Source organism: Aeromonas sp. QDB56, from assembly GCF_027705505.1.
Classification (GTDB): Bacteria; Pseudomonadota; Gammaproteobacteria; order Enterobacterales; family Aeromonadaceae; genus Aeromonas; species Aeromonas caviae.
On sequence record NZ_JAPDBZ010000024.1, the window covers coordinates 1 to 23,364 of the forward strand.

At 63.4% G+C, this 23,364-nt stretch carries 18 protein-coding genes; 9 read left to right on the forward strand and 9 right to left on the reverse strand.

From position 1 onward, the window contains the following. Positions 1–88 precede the first annotated feature (88 nt). Positions 89–1,390, forward strand: a complete 1,302-nt coding sequence (locus tag OKB81_RS05960) for a sigma-54-dependent transcriptional regulator (protein ID WP_270805150.1) — start codon at positions 89–91, stop codon at positions 1,388–1,390. Between the two features lie 98 nt (positions 1,391–1,488). Here the strand turns inward: OKB81_RS05960 and ybaL are convergent, their stop codons facing one another. Together ybaL and ggt are read right to left on the reverse strand one after the other, a co-directional pair. Continuing rightward, entirely contained in the window at positions 1,489–3,120 is a 1,632-nt protein-coding gene (gene ybaL / locus OKB81_RS05965) for a YbaL family putative K(+) efflux transporter (RefSeq protein WP_201996264.1), read from the reverse strand. Between the two features lie 374 nt (positions 3,121–3,494). Further along, positions 3,495–5,276, reverse strand: a complete 1,782-nt coding sequence (gene ggt, locus OKB81_RS05970) for a gamma-glutamyltransferase (protein WP_254231628.1) — start codon at positions 5,274–5,276, stop codon at positions 3,495–3,497. Positions 5,277–5,388: 112 nt separating this feature from the next. On the opposite strand from ggt, the gene OKB81_RS05975 reads away from it, so the two are divergent. Next, positions 5,389–6,006, forward strand: coding sequence for an arylesterase (locus OKB81_RS05975; RefSeq protein ID WP_270664956.1), 618 nt, complete (start codon positions 5,389–5,391; stop codon positions 6,004–6,006). A 156-nt stretch (positions 6,007–6,162) separates the two neighbouring features. On the opposite strand, the gene rdgC is transcribed toward OKB81_RS05975, so the two are convergent. Continuing rightward, a complete protein-coding gene (gene rdgC, locus OKB81_RS05980) occupies positions 6,163–7,074 on the reverse strand; it encodes a recombination-associated protein RdgC (RefSeq protein ID WP_010673564.1) in 912 nt (303 codons plus the stop codon). A gap of 179 nt (positions 7,075–7,253) precedes the next feature. Between rdgC and OKB81_RS05985 the strand changes: the two genes are divergently transcribed. From OKB81_RS05985 to OKB81_RS05995, 3 genes are all read left to right on the forward strand, one after another. Continuing rightward, complete coding sequence (locus OKB81_RS05985) at positions 7,254–7,682, forward strand: GNAT family N-acetyltransferase (RefSeq protein ID WP_010673565.1); 429 nt, start codon at positions 7,254–7,256, stop codon at positions 7,680–7,682. A 110-nt stretch (positions 7,683–7,792) separates the two neighbouring features. After that, positions 7,793–9,019 carry an exonuclease SbcCD subunit D C-terminal domain-containing protein gene (locus OKB81_RS05990; protein WP_270664952.1) on the forward strand — a complete coding sequence of 409 codons (1,227 nt, stop codon included), beginning with the start codon at positions 7,793–7,795 and terminating at the stop codon, positions 9,017–9,019. Then, positions 9,016–12,771 (forward strand): AAA family ATPase, encoded by a 3,756-nt coding sequence (locus OKB81_RS05995; RefSeq protein ID WP_270805152.1) that lies wholly within the window; start codon positions 9,016–9,018, stop codon positions 12,769–12,771. The genes OKB81_RS05990 and OKB81_RS05995 overlap by 4 nt, the downstream gene beginning before the upstream one ends. A 299-nt stretch (positions 12,772–13,070) precedes the next feature. On the opposite strand, the gene OKB81_RS06000 is transcribed toward OKB81_RS05995, so the two are convergent. From OKB81_RS06000 to cysK, 5 genes are all read right to left on the reverse strand, one after another. Then, positions 13,071–13,616: a cytochrome b gene (locus OKB81_RS06000; protein ID WP_270666151.1), complete on the reverse strand. Its 546-nt coding sequence runs from the start codon at positions 13,614–13,616 to the stop codon at positions 13,071–13,073. A gap of 255 nt (positions 13,617–13,871) precedes the next feature. Then, positions 13,872–14,381 carry a PTS glucose transporter subunit IIA gene (gene crr, locus OKB81_RS06005; protein WP_010673569.1) on the reverse strand — a complete coding sequence of 170 codons (510 nt, stop codon included), beginning with the start codon at positions 14,379–14,381 and terminating at the stop codon, positions 13,872–13,874. Between the two features lie 43 nt (positions 14,382–14,424). Beyond that, on the reverse strand, positions 14,425–16,152 hold the full coding sequence (ptsI, locus tag OKB81_RS06010; protein WP_041213301.1) for a phosphoenolpyruvate-protein phosphotransferase PtsI: 1,728 nt from the start codon (positions 16,150–16,152) through the stop codon (positions 14,425–14,427). A 44-nt stretch (positions 16,153–16,196) separates the two neighbouring features. Next, positions 16,197–16,454: an HPr family phosphocarrier protein gene (locus OKB81_RS06015; RefSeq protein ID WP_005303128.1), complete on the reverse strand. Its 258-nt coding sequence runs from the start codon at positions 16,452–16,454 to the stop codon at positions 16,197–16,199. A gap of 443 nt (positions 16,455–16,897) precedes the next feature. After that, positions 16,898–17,866 (reverse strand): cysteine synthase A, encoded by a 969-nt coding sequence (gene cysK / locus OKB81_RS06020; protein WP_010673571.1) that lies wholly within the window; start codon positions 17,864–17,866, stop codon positions 16,898–16,900. A 163-nt stretch (positions 17,867–18,029) separates the two neighbouring features. Here cysK and OKB81_RS06025 point away from each other — a divergent pair, with 163 nt between their 5' ends. The 3 genes from OKB81_RS06025 to OKB81_RS06035 are packed head-to-tail and all read left to right on the forward strand — an operon-like array spanning position 18,030 to position 21,216. Beyond that, positions 18,030–18,872: an AAA family ATPase gene (locus OKB81_RS06025; protein WP_049636619.1), complete on the forward strand. Its 843-nt coding sequence runs from the start codon at positions 18,030–18,032 to the stop codon at positions 18,870–18,872. A gap of 3 nt (positions 18,873–18,875) precedes the next feature. Next, positions 18,876–20,039 (forward strand): vWA domain-containing protein, encoded by a 1,164-nt coding sequence (locus tag OKB81_RS06030; RefSeq protein WP_270666150.1) that lies wholly within the window; start codon positions 18,876–18,878, stop codon positions 20,037–20,039. 55 nt (positions 20,040–20,094) lie between these two features. Next, positions 20,095–21,216 carry a beta-ketoacyl-ACP synthase III gene (locus OKB81_RS06035; RefSeq protein WP_039039348.1) on the forward strand — a complete coding sequence of 374 codons (1,122 nt, stop codon included), beginning with the start codon at positions 20,095–20,097 and terminating at the stop codon, positions 21,214–21,216. Positions 21,217–21,287: 71 nt separating this feature from the next. On the opposite strand, the gene tsaA is transcribed toward OKB81_RS06035, so the two are convergent. Continuing rightward, complete coding sequence (gene tsaA, locus OKB81_RS06040) at positions 21,288–21,992, reverse strand: tRNA (N6-threonylcarbamoyladenosine(37)-N6)-methyltransferase TrmO (RefSeq protein WP_041214760.1); 705 nt, start codon at positions 21,990–21,992, stop codon at positions 21,288–21,290. 316 nt (positions 21,993–22,308) lie between these two features. Between tsaA and OKB81_RS06045 the strand changes: the two genes are divergently transcribed. Beyond that, positions 22,309–23,304 (forward strand): NAD-dependent epimerase/dehydratase family protein, encoded by a 996-nt coding sequence (locus OKB81_RS06045; RefSeq protein WP_270667819.1) that lies wholly within the window; start codon positions 22,309–22,311, stop codon positions 23,302–23,304. The last annotated feature ends 60 nt before the right edge of the window (positions 23,305–23,364 follow it).

Consider the following 23,364-nt stretch of genomic DNA (forward strand, 5'->3'; position numbering starts at 1 on the left):
GAGCACATAAGATCATAGTCAGATCGTGAGGTCAAACCTGTTTACATGGTTAAAAAACATTCACGATCCCGCCCTGGGAGTTGTCCCTATGACAGAAACGGCATTGTTGCTCATCAATTCATGTGCCGTACTGGAAAGCCTGCTGGAACAAGGCGAGTGGCAGGTGGAGCAGGCAAGCTCCCTGGTGGTGGCAGAGAAAAAACTGCAGGAAAAGGACTATCCCCTGGTGCTGGTGGTGATCGAGCATCAGCAGCACGAAGCCCTCTACAACCTGATTGCGCAGCACTCCGGCGCCTTGTGGATCGGCCTCATCCAGCGGGACTGTCTCGCCAGCGAAGCCCTTCGCAATTTGCTGGCAGCCTGTTTTCATGATTTTCACACCTTTCCCCTGGACAGAGACAGGCTCTCCCACAGCCTGGGACATGCCCTGGGGATGGCGCGCCTCATCCGGCGACACCGCCCCCGACTGCAACCCCAGCTTCGTTTCATTCAGGGGGAGAGCGCCCCCATCCGCCAGTTGCGCGACCAGATCGTGCGGTTGCAGCATTGCCGCCTGCCCGTACTGGTGACGGGACCGAGCGGCACGGGCAAGGAGCTGGTGGCCCGGGAGCTGCACTACAGCACGTTCGGGGAGGAGAGCCCTTTCGTGGCGGTCAATTGCGGGGCCATGCCCCATCAGCTCATCCAGTCCGAGCTGTTCGGCCACGTCAAGGGGGCCTTCACCGGGGCACAGCACCACAAGATAGGCAAGATAGAGGCCGCCGATGGCGGCACCCTGTTTCTCGACGAGATAGGGGAGCTGCCGCTGGAGGATCAGGCAACCCTGCTGCGCTTCTTGCAGGAGCAGTGCATAGAGGCGGTGGGCAGCCACCTGACGCGTCGTGTGGATGTGCGGATCATCGCGGCCACCAATATCGATGTGGAGCAGGCGGTGGCCAGCGGCGGATTTCGCATGGATCTCTACTACCGGCTCAACGTGGTGCGCCTGCGCACCCCGGCCTTGTGCGAGCGGGCGGAAGACATCCAGCTCCTTGCCGATGACATTCTGGCGGAAGTGCGGGGCGGGCGGGTGCTCAGCTTCACCCGCAAGGCGCGCCAGGCCATGCAGTCCTATGGCTGGCCGGGGAATGTGAGGGAGCTGCGCAACCGGGTTCAGCGGGCAGTGGTCATGTGCAGCGGCCCCTTCATCGAAGCCGATGACATGAAGCTGACCAACATGGACAGCCTGCTGCTCGACGGCTCGCTCAAGGCGGTGCGCGAAGCGGCGGAGCGTCAGGCCTTGCAACGGACGCTGGCCCGCTTCCCCGATCAGCTCGAGGAGGTGGCCCGCACGCTCGATATCTCCCGGGCCACCCTCTATCGCCAGCTGGACAAGCACGATCTGCTGTGAGGGGACGGCAGTATCGCCCCGTCATGCAAAAAGCCCGGGCAGCAGGCCCGGGCTTCTTGTCTGGCCCCGTCGTGGGGACTCGTTACTTCCGATGAGCTTCAGGCCATCTCCATGGCGAGGTGACAGAGTCGCCGCGCAGCCTCCTCCTCGCTCTTGACCACCTGATGCACGCCGCGCACGCGCAGATGATGCACCTCCTCGTGCTGGTGGGCACAGGCGGCGATGCGCATCAGGGCGCCGTATTCCTGCGCCCTGATGGCTATCTCACCGGCCAGCAGGCTGTCATCCAGGGTGATCAGCAGCCAGCTGGCGTTGGGCAGCGCCGCCGTCAGCAGATCCTGCTGGATGGGATGGCCCGCCAGACAGGTGATCCCCATGGCGCGCCAGGGGGCCAGCAGTCGCTCGTCGGTGTCGATCACCACCATCTCCCTGCCTTGTTCATGCAACTGCCGGATGAGGTGCTGACCTATCTCGTCGGCGCCCACTACCACCACATGGCCCTGCAAGGGGCAGAGGTGAGGTGACTCATCGGTGCGTGGCTCGGGATGGCGCCTCAGCCAACGCTCCACCTGGTTGAAGACCAGCGGATTGAGCACGATGGAGAAACAGGCGCCGACCAGCACCAGATCCCGGGCGACTCCGGGGACCAGCTCGAGCATGACCCCGAGACCCATCAGGATGAAGGAGAACTCCCCCACCTGGGCCAGGCTGGCGGAGATGGTCAGCGCCGTGCGCTGGCTGTGGCCAAAGAGCCGCACGATGGCGAAGGCGGCCACCGATTTGCCGATCACGATGACGAACAGGGTGGCCAGCACGGCCAGGGGCTCGCGCAGCAGGATGACGGGGTCGAACAGCATGCCCACGGAGACGAAGAAGAGCACGGCGAAGGCGTCCTGCAGGGGCAGGGTGTCGTTGGCCGCCTTGTGGCTCAGATGGGAGCTGTTCATCACGACGCCGGCGAAGAAGGCGCCGAGAGCAAAGGAGACGCCAAACAGCTTGACGGCGCCAAAAGCGATGCCAAGGGAACAGGAGAGGACGGCCAGGGTGAACAGCTCGCGGGAGCCGGTGGCGGCGGTGCGGGCCAGCAGCCAGGGGATGAGGCGTCGCCCGCCGATGACCATCAGGGCGATGAAGGCAGCTACCTTGGCCAGGGTCAGGCCGATATCCGCCATCACCTGGGCCGGGGTCAGTGCCTCGCCCCCCTGCTGCAGGTTGGCGAGGATGGGGAGCAGTACCAGGGCCAGCACCATCACCAGATCCTCCACGATGAGCCAGCCGATGGCGATGCGTCCCTCGTTGGTGTCGAGCTGGCCGCGGCTCTCCAGGGCGCGCAGCAGCACCACGGTACTGGCGGTGGAGAGGGCCAGGCCAAACACCAGGCCGGCGGTCACGGTCCAGTCGAGCAGTTGGGAGAGGCCAAGGCCGAGCAGGGTCGCAAGGGTTATCTGAACGATGGCTCCCGGGATGGCGATGTGTTTCACCGACAGCAGGTCTTTCACGGAAAAGTGCAGGCCGACACCAAACATCAGCAGGATGACGCCGATTTCGGCCAGCTCGGGGGCGAGCCGCAGATCGGCGACATAGCCCGGCGTAAAGGGGCCGCATACCACGCCGGCCGCGAGGTAGCCCACCATGGGGGAGATGCGCAGGCGGCTTGCCAGCATGCCGAAGAGGTAGGCCAGCACGAGGCCGCCTACCAGGGTGGTGATAAGGGGGAGTGAGTGGTCCATGTCGTCACCTCGCTAATGGCAGTCAGGGGCTACCAGATCACCCGAAGGTGAAGAGGGCAGCTGTCAATGAGCAGGGGGCGAAAGAGACAGAAGTTGGCCGTATCAAGGGGAAATCTTGAGGGCAACAGATGCCGTTTCTATTGAAAAGTAATGCATTTATATGCCATGAGCAACACTGTTCCAGTTTTTGCGTTGGTTTTGATGAAAAGCATCTTTAATGCATTGCGATTGGGTGAAAAGAGTGTGCAGTTAAAGAAAAATTGGCAGGAATAAACAATCGATGATGATATTGGGAGGCAAGGGAGAACACCTATGAGCACACGGCATGGAGGAGGCTGGCCTCCTCCATGGTGAACGAGGGTGCTGAAGGGGCATCACTCCCCCCTGGCGACCCCCTCACGTCTGGGGTCTGCGGCCCCCAGCCAGCCGCCGGCATGGCGCTGGACGCCCTGCAGCCCGGAGGTCTGCTCGTTAAGCAGGACCTCGTGCCCTCTGGCCTTGAGCCCCTGAACCACGGCGTCGGGCGTGCGCCCCTGCTCCAGCTCGGTGGGGCCGTTGCGACTGCCGAAATTGGGCAGGTTGATGGCCTGCTGCAGGTCGAGCCCCCAATCCTGGGTGCCGAGCAGCGCCTTGCCCACGTAGTTGATGATGGCCGAGCCTCCCGGGGATCCCAGGCTCATCTCGAGCTCGCCGCTTGCCTTGTCAAACACCAGCAGGGGCGACATGGAGGAGCGGGGGCGCTTGCCGGGCTCCACCCGGTTGGCCACCGGCAGGCCGGCGGCGTCCACCGAGGTGAAGGAGAAGTCGGTGAGCTGGTTGTTCAGCAGGTAGCCGTTGACCATCAGCCGCGAGCCGAAGCCATCCTCGATGGAGCTGGTCATGGCCACCGCCATGCCGCTCTTGTCCACGATGGAGATGTGGCTGGTGGAGGGCAGCTCCGGGGTGGCGTCCCGGCCCCTGGCCAGCGCCCGTGGCGGGTTGCCGGGCTGGGCGACGCCCATGGAGCGGTTGCCGATAAGGTGCCCCCGCTGCGCCAGATAGCCCTTGTCCAGCAGGCCTGTCACCGGCACGTCGACGACGTCGCCGTCGGCCACATACTGGTTGCGATCGGCGAAGGCGAGGCGTGCCGCCTCGCTGTAGAGGTGAATGGCCTCGCTGGAGGCGGCCAGTTGACCCTGCTCCCCCTGTACCGGTTTGAGGGCGGCCATGTCCCGGCTTTCCAGCATGCCGAAAATCTGGCCAAGGGCGATGGTGCCGGAGGAGGGGGTCGGGAAGCCGCAGATCTCGCTCTGGCGATAGTCAAAGCAGAGCCCGTCCCGCAGCTTGGCCTGGTAGCTGGCGAGATCGGCGGCGCTCAGCACCCCGGGGTTGGTCGGGTGGGCGTGCACCTTGGCCACCATGGCCTCGGCCAGCGAGCCGCGATAGAAGGCGTCGGGGCCGTCGCTTGCCAGGGTACGCAGCACCCTGGCCAGGGCCGGGTTGGTGAGCCGGGTACCTGCCGTCTTGGGAGTGCCGTCCGCCTGATAGAAGTAGGCACGGGCGTCCGGATCCCCGGCCAGATAGGGATCCTTGGCAAGCAGGGTGGCGAGGCGGGGGCTTATCACGAACCCTTGCTCCGCGAGGGTGATGGCGGGTTCGAACAGCGTGGCCCAGGGCAGCTTGCCATAGCGCTCGTGCGCCAGGGCCAGGGCACGCACCGTGCCGGGGGCGCCGACGGAGCGCCCGCCCACCACCCCCTCATAGAAGGCCATGGGTTTGCCCTCCTTCATGAAGAGCTGATCGGTGGCAGCGGCGGGGGCTGTCTCCCGGCCATCCACCGCCGCCACCTGCTTGCCGTCCCACACCAGCATGAGGGAGCCGCCGCCGATGCCCGAGGATTGAGGCTCCACCAGGGTCAATACCAGCTGGACGGCGATGGCTGCATCGATGGCGCTGCCCCCCGCCTTGATGATCTGGTAGCCCGCATCCACCGCCAGCGGGTTGGCCGCCGCCACCATGAAGTCACGGCCCTGCCAGCCGGGCTTGTCAATCCAGCCGCTGGCCGCCTCCGGGGCGATCAGGGTCTGGGGAGGAGGGACATAGTGAAAGCCATCCTGGGAGGCGCAGCCGCCAAGCAGGCCGAGGGCGACCAGCAGGCCGAGGGGGTTGAGGGACATGACAGGCTCCTTGTCGGTTTCTTGTTCACCTGCCGAAATGTGTCACACTTGGAGCTTGATTAAAAGTTTGTCTTAATACTCATATGGTTACAAAACTATCAAGGAGGCGCTCATGACACACCGGGGGACGCTGGCGAAACCTTGCATGGCGGGGCTGCTCTGCCTGTTGCTGGCGGCCTGCGGGGAGCCGACCTTCAGACCGCTGGCCCAGGGGGAGACCCTGCTCGCCTTCGGGGACAGTCTGACCGAGGGGCGCGGGGTGAGCCCGTCCCAAAGCTACCCCAACGTGCTGGCGACCCTGAGCGGCCATCCCGTGGTCAATGGCGGGGTGTCCGGAGAGCTGAGCCAGGCCGGCAGGGCCCGCCTGCCCGGGTTGCTGGCCCGGCACAGACCCGCTCTGGTCATCCTGCTGGAGGGGGGCAACGACATCCTGCGTGGCAGCGGGGAGGCGGCCCTCAAGGCCAATCTCGCTGCCATGATAGAGGCGGTGCAGGGGAGCGGGGCCCAGATCCTGCTTGTCGGGGTGCCCCGAAAATCCCTGTTTGCCGATGGCGCTCCCCTCTACGAGGAGCTGGCAGAGCAGTACGGGCTGGTGCTGGACAACGACAGCATCGGTGAGTTGCTGCGAGACCCGGCCCTGAAGTCCGATGCGGTGCATTTCAATGCCGAGGGTTACCGCACCCTGGCGCAGCGATTTCATCGACTGTTGCAGGAAAGGGGGGCGCTCTAGCGAGGTGTCATGCTGCCGGGGCAGTGCGCCATGCTGCCGCAATCAATGGGGCGCGGCGCGCTACCCCGGAGGGGACCAGCCCGCGGCGACGGTGCCGATGGAGATGAAAAAACCGCCGTGAAGGCGGTTTTTTGCAATCAGGCTGAGCCAATTTGCTTAGATGGACTGCTCTTCACCGCCCAGGGCGGCAAACAGGGCCGGGATGAACTGGGAGAGCTCGGCGGTGACCAGGGCGAAGTCGGCGTCCAGGCGGGCGGCGGGATCTTCACTGGTGACGTCGTCGTTCTGCTCGCGCAGCTCTTCGCTGAACTTGAGGCGCTTGATGGAGAGATCGTCCCCCAGCACGAAGCTCAGGGTTTCGCCCCAGTTGAGGGCCAGCTTGGTCACCAGCTTGTCGTTGGCCAGGTGATTCTTGATCTCCTCGCTCATCAGATCCTGCTGCTTGCAGCGGATGATGCCGCCGTGCTCCATGGCGCTGCGCAGCTCGGCTTCGTCCTCCAGGGTGAAGGCGGCGGGCAGGTTGCCCTCGTTGAGCCACTCGGTCATGGTGATCTCGGGCGGGTTCTTGAGGGCCACCGGCACCACCGGCAGGGAGCCGATGGATTTGCGCAGGAGCGCCAGCAGATCGTCCGCCTTCTTGGCTGAGCCTGCATCCACCACCATCAGGTTGTCGGCAGGGTTTATCCAGGCGAAGGTCTGACTGGTGCGGCTGAAGGCGCGGGGCAACAGGGTGTGCATGATCTCCTCTTTCAGCGCCTCCTTCTCTTTCTTCTTGAGGGCGCGACCCTGCTCGAATTCAATGGCCTCTACCTTCTCCGCCAGCATCTCCTTGACCACGGTGCCGGGCAGCATCTTCTCTTCCTTGCGAGCGCACAGCAGGATGTGGCCAGAGGCGGCGTGGGTCAGGGTGGAGCCGAATTTGCCAAGGGGCTTGACCCACCCGAACCGGGAGATGTCCTGGCTGCCGCATGGGGTGAAGGCGCAGGCTTCCAGCTGGGTTTCCAGCTGCTCAACGGTCAGGTCGAAGGGGCGGGTAAAGCGGTAAATCTGCAGGTTTTTAAACCACATGGCGTCCTCGGTCTCTAGATTGTCCGGCGGGCATTGTACTAGAGAGGCGCTTTGTGATCAGCCAATCATTCTCGCTAAATAAAGGGCGATCGACCTCACAGGGCCCCATCTTGATCCCCCGGGAGCGGGCCCAACTCCCCTAGACTGCGAGTGTTCACATTGCTGACAAGGAGGCGACCATGTTGAGACAGAGTCGGCCGGAAGACATGGAAGAGATCGTCGAAATCTGGCTCCTGGCCTCCCTGCAGGCCCACGATTTCGTCGATGCCTCCTGCTGGTGGCAGGCTCAGGAGGAGCTGCGTACCCGCTACCTCGATCACGCCCGCATCTGGGTGTTCGAGGAGCGAGGGGACCTGCTCGGCTTCATGGCGCTGGTGGATGATTACCTGGCTGCACTCTTCGTGCGCCCCGATAGGCAGGGACGGGGGGTGGGGCACGCCCTGTTGCAGGAAGCCAGATCCAGATGTGCCGAGCTGCATACCCGGGTCTTCGTGGAGAACGAGCCGGCGGTGCGTTTCTACCGCCGCCACGGCTTTGAAATCGGGGGGGAGGTGCCCGATCCCCTCACCGGCCATCTTCAGTACCAGATGCATTACCAAGCCGTCTGAATCTGACGTCTGGGGCTGCCCCGGTTGAAAACGGGGGGCACCATCCTCATCTTGTCTCCATCCCGGGGCGCCCTCGCCCCCGCTCTCTTCTCCTTATCGAGCCGTTTTCCATGAAGATCCTGCACACCGCCGACTGGCACCTCGGTCATCAGCTTCACGGCCACGACCGCCGCTTCGAACACGCCGCCTTCCTCGACTGGTTGGCCGACACCATCAAGACCCGCGACATCGATGCCCTGCTGGTGGCGGGCGATCTGTTCGACACCGCCAACCCTCCCGCCAGTGCCTGGCAGCAGCTCTACCGCTTCCTGGCACGGCTGCGGGCCGAGCACCCGGCACTGGAGATGGTGCTGATCGGCGGCAACCACGACTCCCCCTCCAAGCTGGATGCTCCCCACGAGCTGCTGCGCGCCTTCGATCTGCATCTGGTGGGCAGCATCAGCCGGGACGACGAGGGGCGCCTCGAGACCGAGCGCCTGTTGGTGCCGCTGCGAGGCAAGAACGGCGAGGTGGCCGCCTGGTGCGCCGCCGTGCCGTTTCTGCGCAGCAGCGATCTGCGCCCGGAAGGGCTCAGCGAGGGGCAGGACAGACTCATCGAAGGGGTGCGCCAGGTCTATGAAGCGGTGCTGAGCGAGGGGCGGGCGCGCTGCCATCCGGATCAGGTCCTCATCGCCATGGGCCACGCCTATCTGGCGGCGGGCCAGCTCTCCGAGCTCTCTGAGCGGCGGGTGCTTGGCGGCAACCAGCATGCCCTGCCTGCCGAGCTGTTTGCCGCCGCCGACTACACGGCGCTGGGTCACCTGCACCTGGCGCAGAGCCCGGCCGAGGGAGTGCACTATAGCGGCTCGCCGCTGCCGCTCTCGCTGGCCGAGGCGAACTACAACCATCAGGTGCTGGAGGTGACGTTTGAGGGGGGCAAGCTGGCCCAGCTTGAGCGGATCCCGGTGCCCCGGGCGGTGGAGATGATCCGGCTGCCCCAGAGCGGCCTTGACGAGGCGCTCCAGGCCATCGAGGCGCTGGCGCTGCCCGCTTGCCCGCAGCAGGCGCAGCCCTTCCTCGAGGTGCGGCTGCTGCTGCCCAAACCCGAGGCCCGCATCCGCGAGCGCGTGCTGGCCGCCATCGGTGACAAGCCGGTGCGTCTTGCCCGCATCACGACCAGTTATCAGGGCTCGGGCCAGGGGCTGGCGGACGGTGCCGGCCAGCGCCGGCTCGATGAACTCTCCCCCACCGAGGTGTTTCGCCTCTGCTATCAGCGTCAGTTCGACGGGGAGCCGGAGGCCGAGCTGGTGGCGTCGTTTGAAGAGATCCTGGAGCAGGTGAAGGAGTCCAGCCAATGAAAATCTTGTCGCTGTCAGGGGAGAATCTGGCCAGCCTGACCGGTCAATTCACCATCGATTTTGCCGGTGGCGCCCTGGGGGCCGCCGGCCTGTTTGCCATCACCGGCAATACTGGCGCTGGCAAGAGCACCCTGCTCGATGCCATCTGTCTGGCGCTCTACGACGAGATGCCGCGCTTTATCGCCAATCGCAAGAATGTCGCCGAAGTGGGCCGCATGGATGACGAGGAGAAGCTCAAGGCCAACGACGTGCGCGGCATCCTCAGCCGCGGTCACGCCAGCGGTTTTGCCGAGGTGCAGTTTCGCGGCTGTGACGGCCGTGTCTGGCTGGCCCGCTGGGCGGTGCGCCGGGCTCGCAACCGCGCCGAGGGGCGCTTTCAGGCCCAGGAGCGCAGCCTGACCGACGTGGCGTCGGGCCAGGTATTCAGTGGCAGCAAGCGGGAGCTGCAGGATCGCATCGACGAGCTGGTGGGACTCTCCTGGGAGCAGTTTCGCCACGCCGTCATCCTGCCGCAGGGGGAGTTTGCCGCCTTCCTCAAGTCGAGCGCCGACGAGCGTTCGGCCCTGCTCGAACGGATGACCGGCACCGAGCTCTACTCCGCCATTTCGGTCCAGACCCATGAACGGGCGCGGGAGGAGCAGCAGAAACTTGCCGCCATCAGCCAGCGGCTCGGCGACGTGGCGCTGATGGACGAGGCGACCCGCGAGCAGTGGGTGAGCCAGCAGGTCAGCCTCGCCACCAGCCTCAAACACGAGCAGCAGCAACAGCAACTGATGCAGGACTTGCGGGATCTCAACGGCCGCATCGCTGCGCAGTTGCAGGCCTGTCAGGAGGGAGAGGCGGCCCTTGCCGCGGCGGAGGCGGCCCACGGTGCGGCCGCTCCCGAGCGGGAGGAGTTCGCCCGCGCCGAGCAGGCCCAGGTGGCCCGCGCCGATCACGACGAGCTGGCTCGCCTCACCCTGGAGGTGCAGCAGCAGGAGAAGGCACTGGCCGAGCTTGGCCCCGAACTTGGCAAGCTGGAGGAGCAGACCCAGCAGAGTGCCCTCACCGAACAGCAACTGCTGGCGGAGAAGATCGCCGCCGAGCGCGAGTGGGGAGCCCTGCAACCCGAACTCAAACGGGCGCAGGAGCTCGACACCCGCATTCGGGAAAAGCAGCAGCAACTGCAGAAGATCCAGCAGGAGGGGTCGCAGGAGCGGGAGGTGCAGCTCACCCTGGAACAGGGCTGGCGCCAGCAGCGCCAGCAGGTGGAGCAGCTCAAGGCCCAGCACCTGCAGTGGGGCGCCTGGCTTGAGGAGCACAAGGAGCTGGCGCCGGTGGCCCGCCAGTGGCAGCCGCTGCTCACTGCCATGCAGGATTGGGCCGAGGATGCCGACAGGCTGCAGCAACTGCTCACCCTGCGCGAGCACAAGCTGCGCACCCTCAGGCAACTGCAACACCAGCTGGAGCAGGGGCAGCAGGAGCGCGACTACTGGCAGCGCGAGCAGACCCGGTTGCAGCAACAGCAGCACGAATTGCAGGAGCAGCAGTGGGAGGGGCGTCTGGCCAAGGCGCAGGAGCAGTGGCAGCAGCAGACCGAACAACTGGGCCAGCTGCGCCAGCTGCTGGAGCTGGCGGACTATGGCCGCAATCACGGTGAGCAGCATGGTCGCCTGCAGCAGGAGATCGCCCAGCTGGAGCAGGCGCTCGGCAAGCTGGCCATCCTCGGCGATGAGTTGACGCCGGCCCGCGAGCGGCTCGCCCTGCAACGGGACGAGGCACGCCGCGCGCTGGAGCAGTCCCGTGCCATCGCCAGTTTCGAGCAGCATCGCCACATCCTGCGCGACGGTGAACCTTGCCCGCTCTGCGGCGCCGAGGAGCACCCCTATCACCAGAGCCAGCCGCAGGTGGCCGGTATTCTCGGCCAGCTGGCGGAGCGCGTCCGCAGCCTGGAGCTCGAGTGGGAGCGGCTCAATCACCAATACATTCAGTGCGAGAGCGAACGCCAGGAGCTGGCCCGCCAGCTGGCAGTGCGTCAGCAGCATCTACCTGAGCTGGAGACGCGCGCCGAGCAGCTGACCCAGCGTTGGCAGCAGCTGGGCGGTGCCGAGCTGCTGGGCCATCCGCTGCCGCTGCGTCAGAGCCCGATCGAGTGGAACGAGTTGATGAGTACCCTGCTCGGCCGCGGCCAGAGTCTGGAGCAGGGGCTGGCCCGCAGCCAGCAGCAACTGCGCGAGGCCCAGCAGGGGCAGCAGCAGTTGCAGGCCGTGCGCCAGCAGCTGAGCCAGCTGGCCAGCCAGCACCAGCAGTTCGAGCAGCAGTGGCAGGAGGCCGATCGCCAGCGCATCGCCCTGGAAGGGGAGGTGAAGGGGATGGGCGAGCAGGAAGCGACCCTGCGCCAGCGCCTTGAGCAGGGGGGCAACCGGCTCGACGAGCAGATGGGAGGCCAGCCCTGGCGTCAGTGGCTGGGCAGCCAGCAGTGGCGCGAGTGGCAGCGGGCCTGCGAGGCCTGGCTGCACGGCCAGAGCGAGTGGGAGCGGCTGACCGGCGAGATTGCCAGCCTTACCCCGGCCCTGAGTGCTCAGGAGGCGCGTCTGCAGACCCAGCGCGAGCTGCTGCACAAGCTCGAGCGCGACTACAAGGAACATGAACAGCAACGGCAGGGGCTGGTTACCAGTCGTGCCACCTGTCTGGGGGGGGAGGAGATTGCCCTGGTCGAGAGCCGCTGGCAGCAGCGGCTGCAGCAACTGGCCAGCGAGCTGGAGACGATGCAGGGGGCGGCCCGCACCCTGCGCGAGCGCCAGACCGAGCTCAAGACCCGTCTCAGCCATCTGGAGCAGGAGAAGCAGGTGAGCAGCCGGCGGCGACGGGAGGTGCTGGGGCGCTGGGCTGCCCACGCCAGCAGCCTCGGCATCGCCGAATATGATCTGCGCCGCCTGCTGGCCATGAGCCCGGATGAGCTCAAGGGGCGCCGCGCCGCCTTGCAGGCGCTGGAGGATGCCCGCGCCGAGGCGCGTACCCGCTTGACCGAGCGGCAGCGGGCGCTGGCGCTGGAGGAGAGCAAGCGAGAGCGTTACTGCGAGCATCACCCCGAGCTGGCCGCGTTGGCGCCACAGGAGCTCGCCAGCCGGCTGACGGCGCTGGAGGCGCACTGCCGCACTCTCGACGAGCAGCTGTTCCAGTGCAAGAGCACGCTGGCCCAGGCCGAGGCGGCGGCCCTCAAGGCGGGCACCTTGCAGGAGGAGCTGGCTGCCCAGCAGGCGGTGGCGGATCATTGGCAGCGGCTCTGTGATCTCATCGGTTCGGCCAGCGGCGCCAAGCTGCGTACCTTCGCCCAGAGCCTCACGCTGGAGCGGCTGCTGCTGGAGGCCAACGCCCAGCTCGCCGAGCTCTCGCCTCGCTATCGGCTGGAGCGGGTGCCCGGCACCGATCTGGCGCTGCAGGTGGTGGATCTCGACATGGGGGACGAGGTGCGCTCGGTGGACTCCCTCTCCGGCGGCGAGAGTTTCCTGGTGGCGCTGGCGCTGGCGCTGGCCCTCTCCAGCCTGTCGTCGCGCCAGACCCAGGTCGAATCGCTCTTTATCGACGAGGGCTTCGGCACCCTCGATCCCGACAGTCTGGATCTGGCGCTCTCAAGCCTCGATTCCCTGCAGGCGGCTGGCCGCCAGATCGGGGTCATCTCCCACGTGCAGACCCTGGTGGAGCGGATCGGCGTGCAGGTGCGGGTGGAGGCCCTCGGCGGCGGCGAAAGCCGGGTAGTATTGTCCGGCTGACGAGGTGTCGCCCATGACCCTCCATGAACAAAAAGGCCCCTGTCACAGGCAATGCTGTTCAGATAAGCACTTTTTTGACTGATTATTCATAAATTGGATTTGAGTTGAGGGGGCAAGGCTGTGTCCAGTCGATCTTCCTCCAGCCTTTATCCAGCGGGGCTTGCAATAGAAAGAGGGAGGCATCATGCCTCCCTCGCTTTTTTGTCCTGATACTACGTGGACTGGAACTCAAATTCTCTTAAGTGAACAGCATTGCCCTGTCACAGGGGCCTTTTTGTTGGTGTGCAACCCGTCGCTGGTTATTTGCGCTCGGGCAGCATATTGGTCAGGGCGTTGTCCTTGAGCACATGGTGGTGGTAGATGGCTGCCGCCGCGTGCAGGGCAATCAGAGCATAGCCAATGTTGGCCAGCGTCTCGTGCAGCTCCTTGATGGTACCCTTCAGGCCGTCGTCGGGGGCGATGAGGGCGGGGAGCGCCAGGCCGAAGAAGGGGATGGGCTTGCCGCCCGCACTCAACAGCAGCCAGCCCAGCAGCGGGGTGAGGATCAGGAAGCCATAGAGCGCCAGATGGGCGAGCTTGGCCAGCGTGAGCATCAGGGGGGAGAGCTCGGGCACGATACGTGGTGAAGGGCTACCCACGCGCACCAGCAGGCGCACGACCACCAGCGCCAGGATCAGCAGACCCACCATGAAGTGAAACTCCTTCATCAGGTCGCGGCCAGCCGACCCTTTGGGGAAGATGTCCCTGAACTCCATCAGCGCATAGACGGCGATCATCAGCAGCAGGGTCAACCAGTGCAGCCCTATGCTCAGGCTGCCATAACGTTGTTCGGTATTTCTCAGCATCGTTGTCTCCTCGCCACTTAAGCGGCTTATCTCTTTTCATCCCGTCTCATATCGAACCAAAGGACCCGCAGGTATCCCTCTTGAGGGTACTCGGCTTGCTTATGCCCGTGTTGATCTCGATAACATTTCTGCCTGTTTGCCGTCATGCTGACCTGTGCGGGAGCCCATGGAGTATCGGGAGATGGAAGGGGCAAAAAAAAAACCGAAGCACCAGGCTTCGGTTTTTGGCGGTCGCTGGCGTCAGGCCAGGGCGCATTATTTCTTGATGCGGATCACCGGGGTTTCGCCCACGGTCACGGCGCCAGTCATCTTCACCAGCTCTTTGATCTCGTCCATGTTGGAGATGACCACAGGTGTCAGGGTAGACTTGGCTTTGGCTTCCAGAACGGCCAGATCGAACTCGATGATGGTGTCACCGCGCTTGACCTGTTGACCTTCCTGAGCGATACGGGTGAAACCTTCACCCTTCAGCTCGACGGTGTCGATACCGAAGTGAACGAACAGCTCGATACCAGAGTCGGACTCCAGAGAGAACGCATGGTTGGTCTCGAAGATTTTGCCGATGGTGCCGTCGCACGGAGCAACCATCTTGTTGCCGGCCGGCTTGATGGCGATGCCGTCGCCGACGATCTTCTCGGCGAAGACGACGTCAGGCACATCTTCGATGGGGACGATTTCGCCGGACAGCGGAGCAAAGATTTCGATGCCGCCAGTGTCAGAACTGTCGTCGGAAACCAGTTTCTTCAGTTTGTCGAACAGACCCATAGTAAAAGCTCCTAGAGATGATTGTCGCTGTTTGCAGCCGATCTTAGCAGACTGCCTTCTGCTTAATAAAGTTATCTACGCACGCTTCGATTTCGGCGGCGGTGGCAAAGCTCAGCGCCTGGTCGGCCATGGCCTTCACATCTTCGAAGTTGGTGTTGCGGATAAGCTTCTTGATACGCGGTACAGAGATGGCGCTCATGGAGAACTCATCCAGACCCATACCCAGCAGCAGCAGGGTGGCGCGTTCGTCACCAGCCAGTTCACCGCACATACCGGTCCACTTGCCATTGTCATGGGAAGCGTCGATCACCATCTTGATCAGGGTCAGGACGGAGGGTGACAGCGGGTTGTACATGGCGGAAATCATCTCGTTACCACGGTCGACAGCCAGGGTGTACTGGGTCAGGTCGTTGGTACCGATACTGAAGAAATCCACTTCCTTGGCCAGATGATGAGCCATCACGGCCGCGGCCGGGGTCTCGATCATGATACCCACTTCGATGGATTCATCAAAGGCTTTGCCTTCGGCACGCAGTTCGGCTTTCAGCGTCTCCACGGTAGCCTTCAGGCTGCGGAACTCTTCGACGGAGATGATCATCGGGAACATGATGCGCAGTTTGCCGAAGGCAGACGCACGCAGGATGGCCCGCAGCTGGGCGTGCATGATGTCGGTGCGATCGAAGAAGATACGCACGGCACGCCAGCCCAGGAAGGGATTCATCTCTTTCGGGAAATTCATGTAGGGCAGTTCTTTGTCGCCGCCGATGTCCATGGTACGAACGATGATCGGTTGATCCGGCATGGCTTCGGCCACTTCTTTGTAAGCCTTGAACTGCTCGTCTTCGGTCGGCAGCGCGTCACGGTCCATGAACAGGAACTCGGTACGGTACAGACCCACGCCTTCGGCGCCGTTGCGAATGGCGCCTTCGGTATCCTTGACGGTCCCGATGTTGGCGCACACTTCGACCTGGTGGCCATCCAGAGTGATGGCAGGCAGGTCTTTGAGCTTGGCCAGCTCGTCCTTCTCGGCCTGGAACTGGGCCTGGAACTTCTTGGCTTCGTTCAACTGGTCGGCGGTCGGGTTGATGATGACCTGGTTGTTGATCGCATCCAGCACCAGCATGTCACCGTTCTTGACGCGCTCGGTGATGTCGTTGGTGCCCACGACGGCCGGCAGCTCCAGGGAGCGGGCCATGATGGAGGTGTGGGAGGTACGGCCACCGATGTCGGTGACGAAGCCCAGCACGTATTTCAGGTTGATCTGAGCGGTTTCAGACGGGGTCAGGTCTTTGGCGACCAGGATGACCTCTTCGTCGATGGTGCTCAGGTTGACAACTGCGATGCCCAGTACGTTCTTGACCAGACGGGTGCCGATGTCACGGAAGTCGGTGGCGCGCTCACGCAGATAGGGGTCATCCAGATCGGCCATCATCTTGGCGTACTGTTCGATCACCTCGTGAACGGCTCTGTCGGCAGAGGCCTTGTGTTCTTTGATGAAGGATCTGATATCCCCTTCCAGCTCTTCATCTTCGAGCAGCATGATGTGGCCTTCGAAGATGGCCTCTTTTTCTTCACCGAAGGTGCGACCGGCCATCTCTTTGATGGCTTCCAGCTGTGCGGCTGACTTGGTGCGGGCTTCGAGGAAGCGGTTGATCTCGGCATCAATCTGTTCGGCGGGAATCTTGCCCTGATTGATAACGATTTCATCTTCTTTCAGAAGAAGCGCCTTGCCGAATGCGATACCGGGGGACGCAAGAATGCCAGATATCATAATCCTTCCTATTAAAACGACTGTGGGGGAGGAATAAAGCTGGATTACTCCAGCTCGTCCATCAGGGCAACCAGCTTCTCAACGGCTTTCTGAGCGTCCGGGCCGTCAGCCTGGATGGTCACGTTGGTGCCTTTGGTCAGACCCAGGGTCTGGAGCTTGAACAGGCTCTTGGCGCTGGCGGATTTGCCACCGGAGACCACAGTGATCTCGCTTTGGAATTCTTTGGCTTCTTTCACGAACTGAGCTGCAGGACGGGTGTGCAGGCCGTTTTCAGCAGTAATAACAACAGACTTCTCGTACATGGTTTCACCCCATATTATTGATATTGTTTGGAGAGATGGTCGCCAATGAGGCTTCCTGTCTCACCGTGTCAGTATGGATATGTTGTAAAGTAACGAAATCAGACCTGCAATGGTTTAATCCAGGTCAATTTTCTGTGCAGTATTCGGCGTCGTGGCCAGGTATTTTTTCGCTATCAGGCTGTAAGCCGCGTCAGGACTGGCCTGAAATTATTTTATAACGAAAAATAACACTTTGTTACCTTGTGATACCTTGCCAGCAAACACCTCGTGACGCCGCACAGGATATGAGATTTATCACAGAATGTCTGCTTTTTTTGTCATATCCAATTTTGTTATTTTACCCCAAAAAATAAGGGGCCGAGTGGCACTGGTGGCTAGAGAGTTTAGCGCATAATGAAAACGGCGCTCCGAGGAGCGCCGTCGTTTTGGTGTTGGCTGATCAACTACTGCTGCAATTCCTGCTCGCTGAACACACCGGCGAAGAGGGCGCTGGAGAGGTAACGCTCGGCGGCGCTCGGCAGGATGACGACAATCGTTTTCCCTTCGAACTCCGGCTGCTCGGCCAGACGGTTGGCAGCGACCACGGCAGCGCCGGAGCTGATACCGGCCAGGATCCCTTCCTCTTCCATCAGGCGGCGGGCCATCTCGATGGCTTCGTCACTGCTCACCTGCTCGACGCGGTCCAGCAGGCTCAAATCCAGGTTGCCCGGGATGAAGCCGGCGCCGATGCCCTGGATCTTGTGCGGACCCGGTTTGATCTCTTCACCCGCCAGTTTCTGGCTGATGACGGGAGATTCGCTGGGCTCGACCGCCACGGAGACGATGGCCTTGCCTTTGGTCTTCTTGATGTAGCGGGAGACCCCGGTGATGGTGCCGCCGGTACCGACGCCCGCCACGAACACATCCACCTCGCCATCGGTGGCGTCCCAGATCTCGGGGCCAGTGGTCTGCTCGTGGATTTCCGGGTTGGCCGGGTTTTCAAACTGTTGCAGCAGCACGTACTTGCCCGGCTCGGATTCGAGGATCTCGTTGGCCTTGGCAATGGCGCCCTTCATGCCGAGGGGACCTTCGGTCAGCACCAGGTTGGCACCCAGGGCCTTGAGCAGCTTGCGGCGCTCCAGACTCATGGTGGCCGGCATGGTCAGGGTGATGGGATAGCCGCGGGCCGCAGCCACGAATGCCAGGGCAATGCCCGTGTTGCCGCTGGTGGGCTCGATGATCTCCTTGCCCTTGGTCAGCACGCCGCGTTTCTCGGCATCCCAGATGAGGTTGGCACCGATCCGGCACTTGACGCTGAAGCTTGGGTTGCGGCTCTCGATCTTGGCCAGCACGCGGCCCTTGGTAACACGGTTGAGACGAACAAGCGGGGTGTTGCCTATGGTCTGGCTGTTGTCCTCAAAAATTTTGCTCATGGTGCTATCCCTGTGTTTGTTAAGGCGATGAAACAAGATTACCCTGTGGTTTCTGAATGAGAAGTGACGAATCGTTATAACAATATGTTATTACAACATATAGAACTTATTCTCTCTTGCCGAGGGGGCTCCCGCTGCCTGGGCATCCAATGGAAGGGATCTCATGGGATTTGCAGGAAGCGACCGCTATCTCGCATCACAGGCACTGAAGATGGCCGTCGATGCCGCCATCGTGCTGGAGAAGCCGCTGCTCATCAAGGGTGAGCCCGGTACGGGCAAGACAGTGCTGGCGGAGGCGGTGGCCGAGTCCCTGGGCGCCGAGCTCATCAGCTGGCACATCAAGTCCACCACCAAGGCCCAGCAGGGGCTCTACGAATACGATGCCGTCGCCCGGCTGCGAGACTCCCAGCTCGGTGACCCCAGGGTAGGGGAGATAGGCCACTACATCCGCCGGGGCAAGCTGTGGCAGGCCTTCAGCGCAGAGCAGCGGCCAGTGCTGCTCATAGATGAAATCGACAAGGCGGACATCGAGTTTCCCAACGATCTGCTGCTGGAGCTGGATCGGATGGAGTTCGATGTCTACGAGACCGGCGAGCGAGTCAAGGCCCGCCAGCGGCCGGTGGTCATCATCACCTCCAACAACGAGAAGGAGTTGCCGGATGCCTTCCTGCGCCGCTGCTTCTTCCACTACATTCGCTTCCCCGACAAGGCCGAGATGCAGGCCATCGTCAAGCTCCACTACCCAAACCTCAAGGAGAGCCTGCTCGGTGAGGCGATGGAGCTCTTCTTCGAGCTGCGCGAGGTAGAGGGGCTGCGCAAGAAGCCGTCCACCTCGGAGCTGCTGGACTGGATCCGGCTGCTTTTGGCCGACGATATCGCCCCCGAGGCGATGCGCACCCGCGAGCCGGGCAAACTGGTGCCTGCCCTCTACGGCGCCCTGCTCAAGACCGAGCAGGACCTGCATCTGTTTGAGAAGCTCGCTTTTCTGGCCAGACGCGGCAGCTGACCCATGCTGATCGACTTTTTTACCCATCTGCGCCGTCACAAGCTCCCCTGCAGCCTGCGCGAATTGCTGGACTTGCACGCGGCGCTGGCAGCCAGACTGGCCAGCCTCGACATGGACGAGTTCTACCAGCTATCCCGCTGCCTGCTGGTGAAGGATGAGGCGCACTATGATCGCTTCGATCGCGCCTTCGCCGAGTATTACGAGGGGTTGGCCGCCATCCCCCTGTTGCCGGAGAGCCTGCCCGAGGAGTGGCTGCGCAAGGAGTTCGAGCGGCTATTGAGCGCCGAGGAGAAGGCGTTGCTCCAATCCCTTGGCGGGCTCGACCAGCTGCTGAAGACCCTAAACCAGCGCTTGAACGAGCAGAAGGAGCGTCACGCCGGCGGCAACAAGTGGGTCGGCACCGGGGGCAGCAGCCCGTTCGGTCACGGCGGCTATCACCCGGAAGGGATCCGCATGGGGGGAGAGGGCCAGCACGGGCGGGCGACCAAGGTGTGGGAAGCGCGCCACTTTCGCAACTTCAGTGACGACTCGCCCCTGGGGCAGCGCGCCATCCAGCTCGCCCTTCGCAAGCTCAGGCGCTGGGTGCGCCGGGGCAATCCCGACGAGCTGGATCTCGACGACACCATCCAAAGCTCGGCCAGGCAAGGCTGGCTCGATGTGAAGCTCAGACCCGAGCGCCACAACGGGGTCAAGCTGCTGGTCTTCTTCGATGTGGGGGGCTCCATGGATGCCCATGTGGCCGAGGTGCAGCGCCTCTTTTCGGCCCTGCGCCACGAGTTCAAGCACCTGGTGTTCTTCTATTTTCACAACTGCCTCTACGACTTCGTCTGGCAGGACAATGCCAGGCGCCTTGATGATCGGTTCGATACCCTGCGGCTGCTGCGCACCTACGGCAGCGACTACAGGGTGATGGTGGTGGGGGATGCGAAGATGGGCCCCTATGAAATCACCTGGCCAGGTGGCAGCGTAGAGTACTGGAACGAGGAGCCCGGCCAGGTGTGGCTCGGGCGCCTGCAACAACATTTCCCCAAGATGGTGTGGGTCAATCCGCTGCCAAGGCAGGAGTGGCTGTGGCACCCCTCCATCAAGTTGATGAACGAATTGATCGGCGGGCGGATGCACCCGCTGACCCTGGCGGGTCTGGCTGCGGCCATCGACCAGCTGTGACCCTCTGAACCCTAAAAAACAGACAAGCCGGGATTGCACCCGGCCAGGAGCAAAGATGACCTCTATCGTAATCAGTGGCTCAGGCCTCTATACCCCTCCCTTTGCCGTCAGCAATGAAGCGCTGGTGGCGGCCTTCAACCAGTACGTGGATCTCTACAACGAGGAGAACGCCTCCGCCATCGATGCAGGGCAGCTGCCTGCCAAACAGCACTCGAGCTGCGAGTTCATCGAGAAGGCCTCCGGCATCAAGAGCCGCTATCTGGTGAGCAGCGAGGGGGTGCTGGATCCCGACATCATGCAGCCGCTCATGGCGGAGCGCCCGGACGATCAGCCCTCCATCATGGTGGAGATGGCGGTGGCGGCCGCCGAACAGGCGCTGATCGCCGCCGGTCGTGAACCGGGGGAGATCGATCTTGTCATCGTCGCCGCCTCCAACATGCCGCGCCCCTACCCGGCGCTGGCCATCGAATTGCAGCACTATCTGGGCGCGAGCGGCCTGGCGTTCGACATGAACGTGGCCTGCTCTTCCGCCACCTTCGGGATCAAGACCGCCGCAGACATGCTGGCGGCAGGCACCGCCCGGCTGGCGCTGGTGGTCAATCCGGAGATCTGCTCGGGTCACCTCAACTTCCGCGATCGGGACAGTCACTTCATCTTCGGCGACGCCTGTACCGCCGTGCTGCTGGAGCGGGAGGCCGATTGCCAGGTGGCCAACCCCTGGCAACTGGTGGCCAGCAAGCTGGTGACCCAGTACTCCAACAACATCCGCAACAACTTCGGCTTCCTGAACCGGCTCAGCCCGCGCACCCGCTACGGCGACGACAAGCTGTTCCGCCAGCAGGGGCGCAAGGTGTTCAAGGAGGTGCTGCCCCTGGTGTGCGATCAGATAGCCTCCCAGCTGGCGGAGCAGGGATGGGCGGCCGATGGCTTGAGCCGGCTCTGGCTTCATCAGGCCAACCTCACCATGAACCAGTTCATCGGTCGCAAGTTGCTGGGCCATGACGCCAGCCAGCAGGAGGCGCCTGTCATCCTCGACCGCTACGGAAACACCAGCTCGGCGGGTTCCATCATCGCCTTCCACCTCTTCAATCAGGATCTGCCGAGCGGGGCTCGCGGGGTGCTCTGCTCCTTTGGGGCCGGTTACTCCATCGGCAGCCTGCTGCTGCAGCGGCGCTGAGCACCCTGTTTTGCCCATAAAAAAGCCACCCGGGAGGGTGGCTTTTTTTCATGCTGCCAGAGAGGCTTTTTTCAAGCGGGTTCGATGGCCAGTACCTGACATTGCGGTTCTTTTATCTGAAATCGCACGTTCACATCGAACAATCTGACACCGTACACCTTGTCATCCGGCTTGCCCTTCTTGTAAGCAGGGCGGGGATCCTGGGCCAGCACCTCCCTCACCAGTTCACGCAGCTCCGGGTGGGCCTTGAGCCAGGGGGCGAGCTGCTGCTCGGCCTGGGCGCTGAAGCTCACCGCCAGCGGCGGGGTGGGGGCATCGGGGGCGAAACCGCCACGGGCGTGGGGCAGGCTGTCGGCATAGGGGACATAGGGCTTGATGTCGACGACCGGGGTGCCGTCGAGCAAGTCCACCGCGCCCAGCTCGAGCCAGAGCTTGCCGCGCTCACGTCCCACCCCGTGCAGCTCGACCACGGAGAGGCCGAGGGGGTTGGGGCGGAAGGTGGAGCGGGTGGCAAAGACCCCGACCCGCTCGTTGCCGCCGAGGCGCGGCGGGCGCACCGTCGGGTGCCAGCCCTGATCCATGGTCTGGTGAAACACGAAGCTGATCCAGAGATGGGAGAATTGCTCGATGCCGCGCAGCACATCGGGCTGATCATAGGGAGGAAGCAGTTCGAGGCGGGCGCGAGCCGCGCTGACCAGACCGGGCTGGCGGGGTATGGCGAACTTCTCCTTGTAGGGAGAGCGGATGATCCCTAGGGTATCGATATCGAACTTCATGGCGGATCCTGGCTGAAAACCCGGGCAATGTAGCACAGGCACGCCGAAAACGCAGGGGGAGCACCAGGACGCAGCCCCTGTGATCCCGATCCCAGACCCGGTGCCCGGGGGCTGTGTCCTGGTGCCAACTTGCGTAGGGTGGGGCGGCAAAAGGGGTGGCGGGGGAGTGGGCAAGGAGCCTGCTGCCCGCACCATGACGATATGCCTGGCGGCATCAGGGCGTGCCTGGGACGTGTGCTCACCATGCCAGGCCATGGCCGTTTCGGCTGCCCGTGGAGGGGCTGCAAGGAGAGGGCGCCATAGAGGAGAGACAGGGATGAAATTGTTGATTATCGGCGGCACCGGCTTTCTGGGTCGCCACCTGACCACGCTGGCCCTGGATTGGGGGCACGAGGTGACGCTGTTCAATCGCGGCCACCGCCAGCACCCGGATTGGCGGGAGCTGACCCAGCTTCACGGGGACAGAGACGGGGACCTGGCCCCCTTGCGGGGCGAAGGGCGGCACTGGGATCTGGTCATCGACACCTGCTGCTATCGCCCCGAACAGGCCGAAGGGCTCTCTGACGCCCTGCTGGGGCGCTGCGATCGGCTCATCTTCATCTCCACCATCAGTGTCTATCGCGATTTTTCCCAACCCGGCATGGATGAGTCGGCCCCCCTGCACGAGATGGCAGGAACGCCCACCGACTACGGCCCCCTCAAGGTGCTGTGCGAGTCGGTGTATCGCGCCCGCTGGGGAGATCGCCTGTGCACCCTGCGCCCCGGCGTGCTCTGCGGCCCCTTTGACCCGACCGCTCGTCTTGCCTGGTGGGTGAGGCGGGTGCAGCGGGGCGGGCCCTGGCTCTTGCCGGGGCTGGGGGAGGACAGGCTGCAATACCTGGATGTACGCGACTGCGCCGAGTTCGTGCTGCGGGCTGCCGAGCAGCGACTCGCTGGGTGCTTCAACCTGATCAAGCCCGGCATCGCACTGAACGACTGGGTGGAGCGTCTTGCTGCCCGGCTGACGCCAGCGATCCCCTTGCAGCTCGAGTGGGCTCCCTGGCGTGACCTGATGGCGGCAGGGGTGGCGCCCTGGCAAAGCTATCCCACGCTGCTGCCAAACGAGCTGCCCGAGTATGCAGGGTATGGCACCATCAGCGCCGAGGCCGCCATCGTCCATGGGCTGAACTTTCGCCCCCTGGAGGAGACGGTTGACGATCTGGTGGTATGGCTTGCCAGCAACCCCCGGGGGCCGCTGCCGGGCATGACCTCTGATGAGGAACAGGCCTTGCGACGACGAGTGGAGGTTTCCTTGTCATCGAATGCGTACTAGCCGGCATCATAAAGAAGAGGGCACCCCGGGGTGCCCTCTTCTCATGTGGGGTGTTCATCC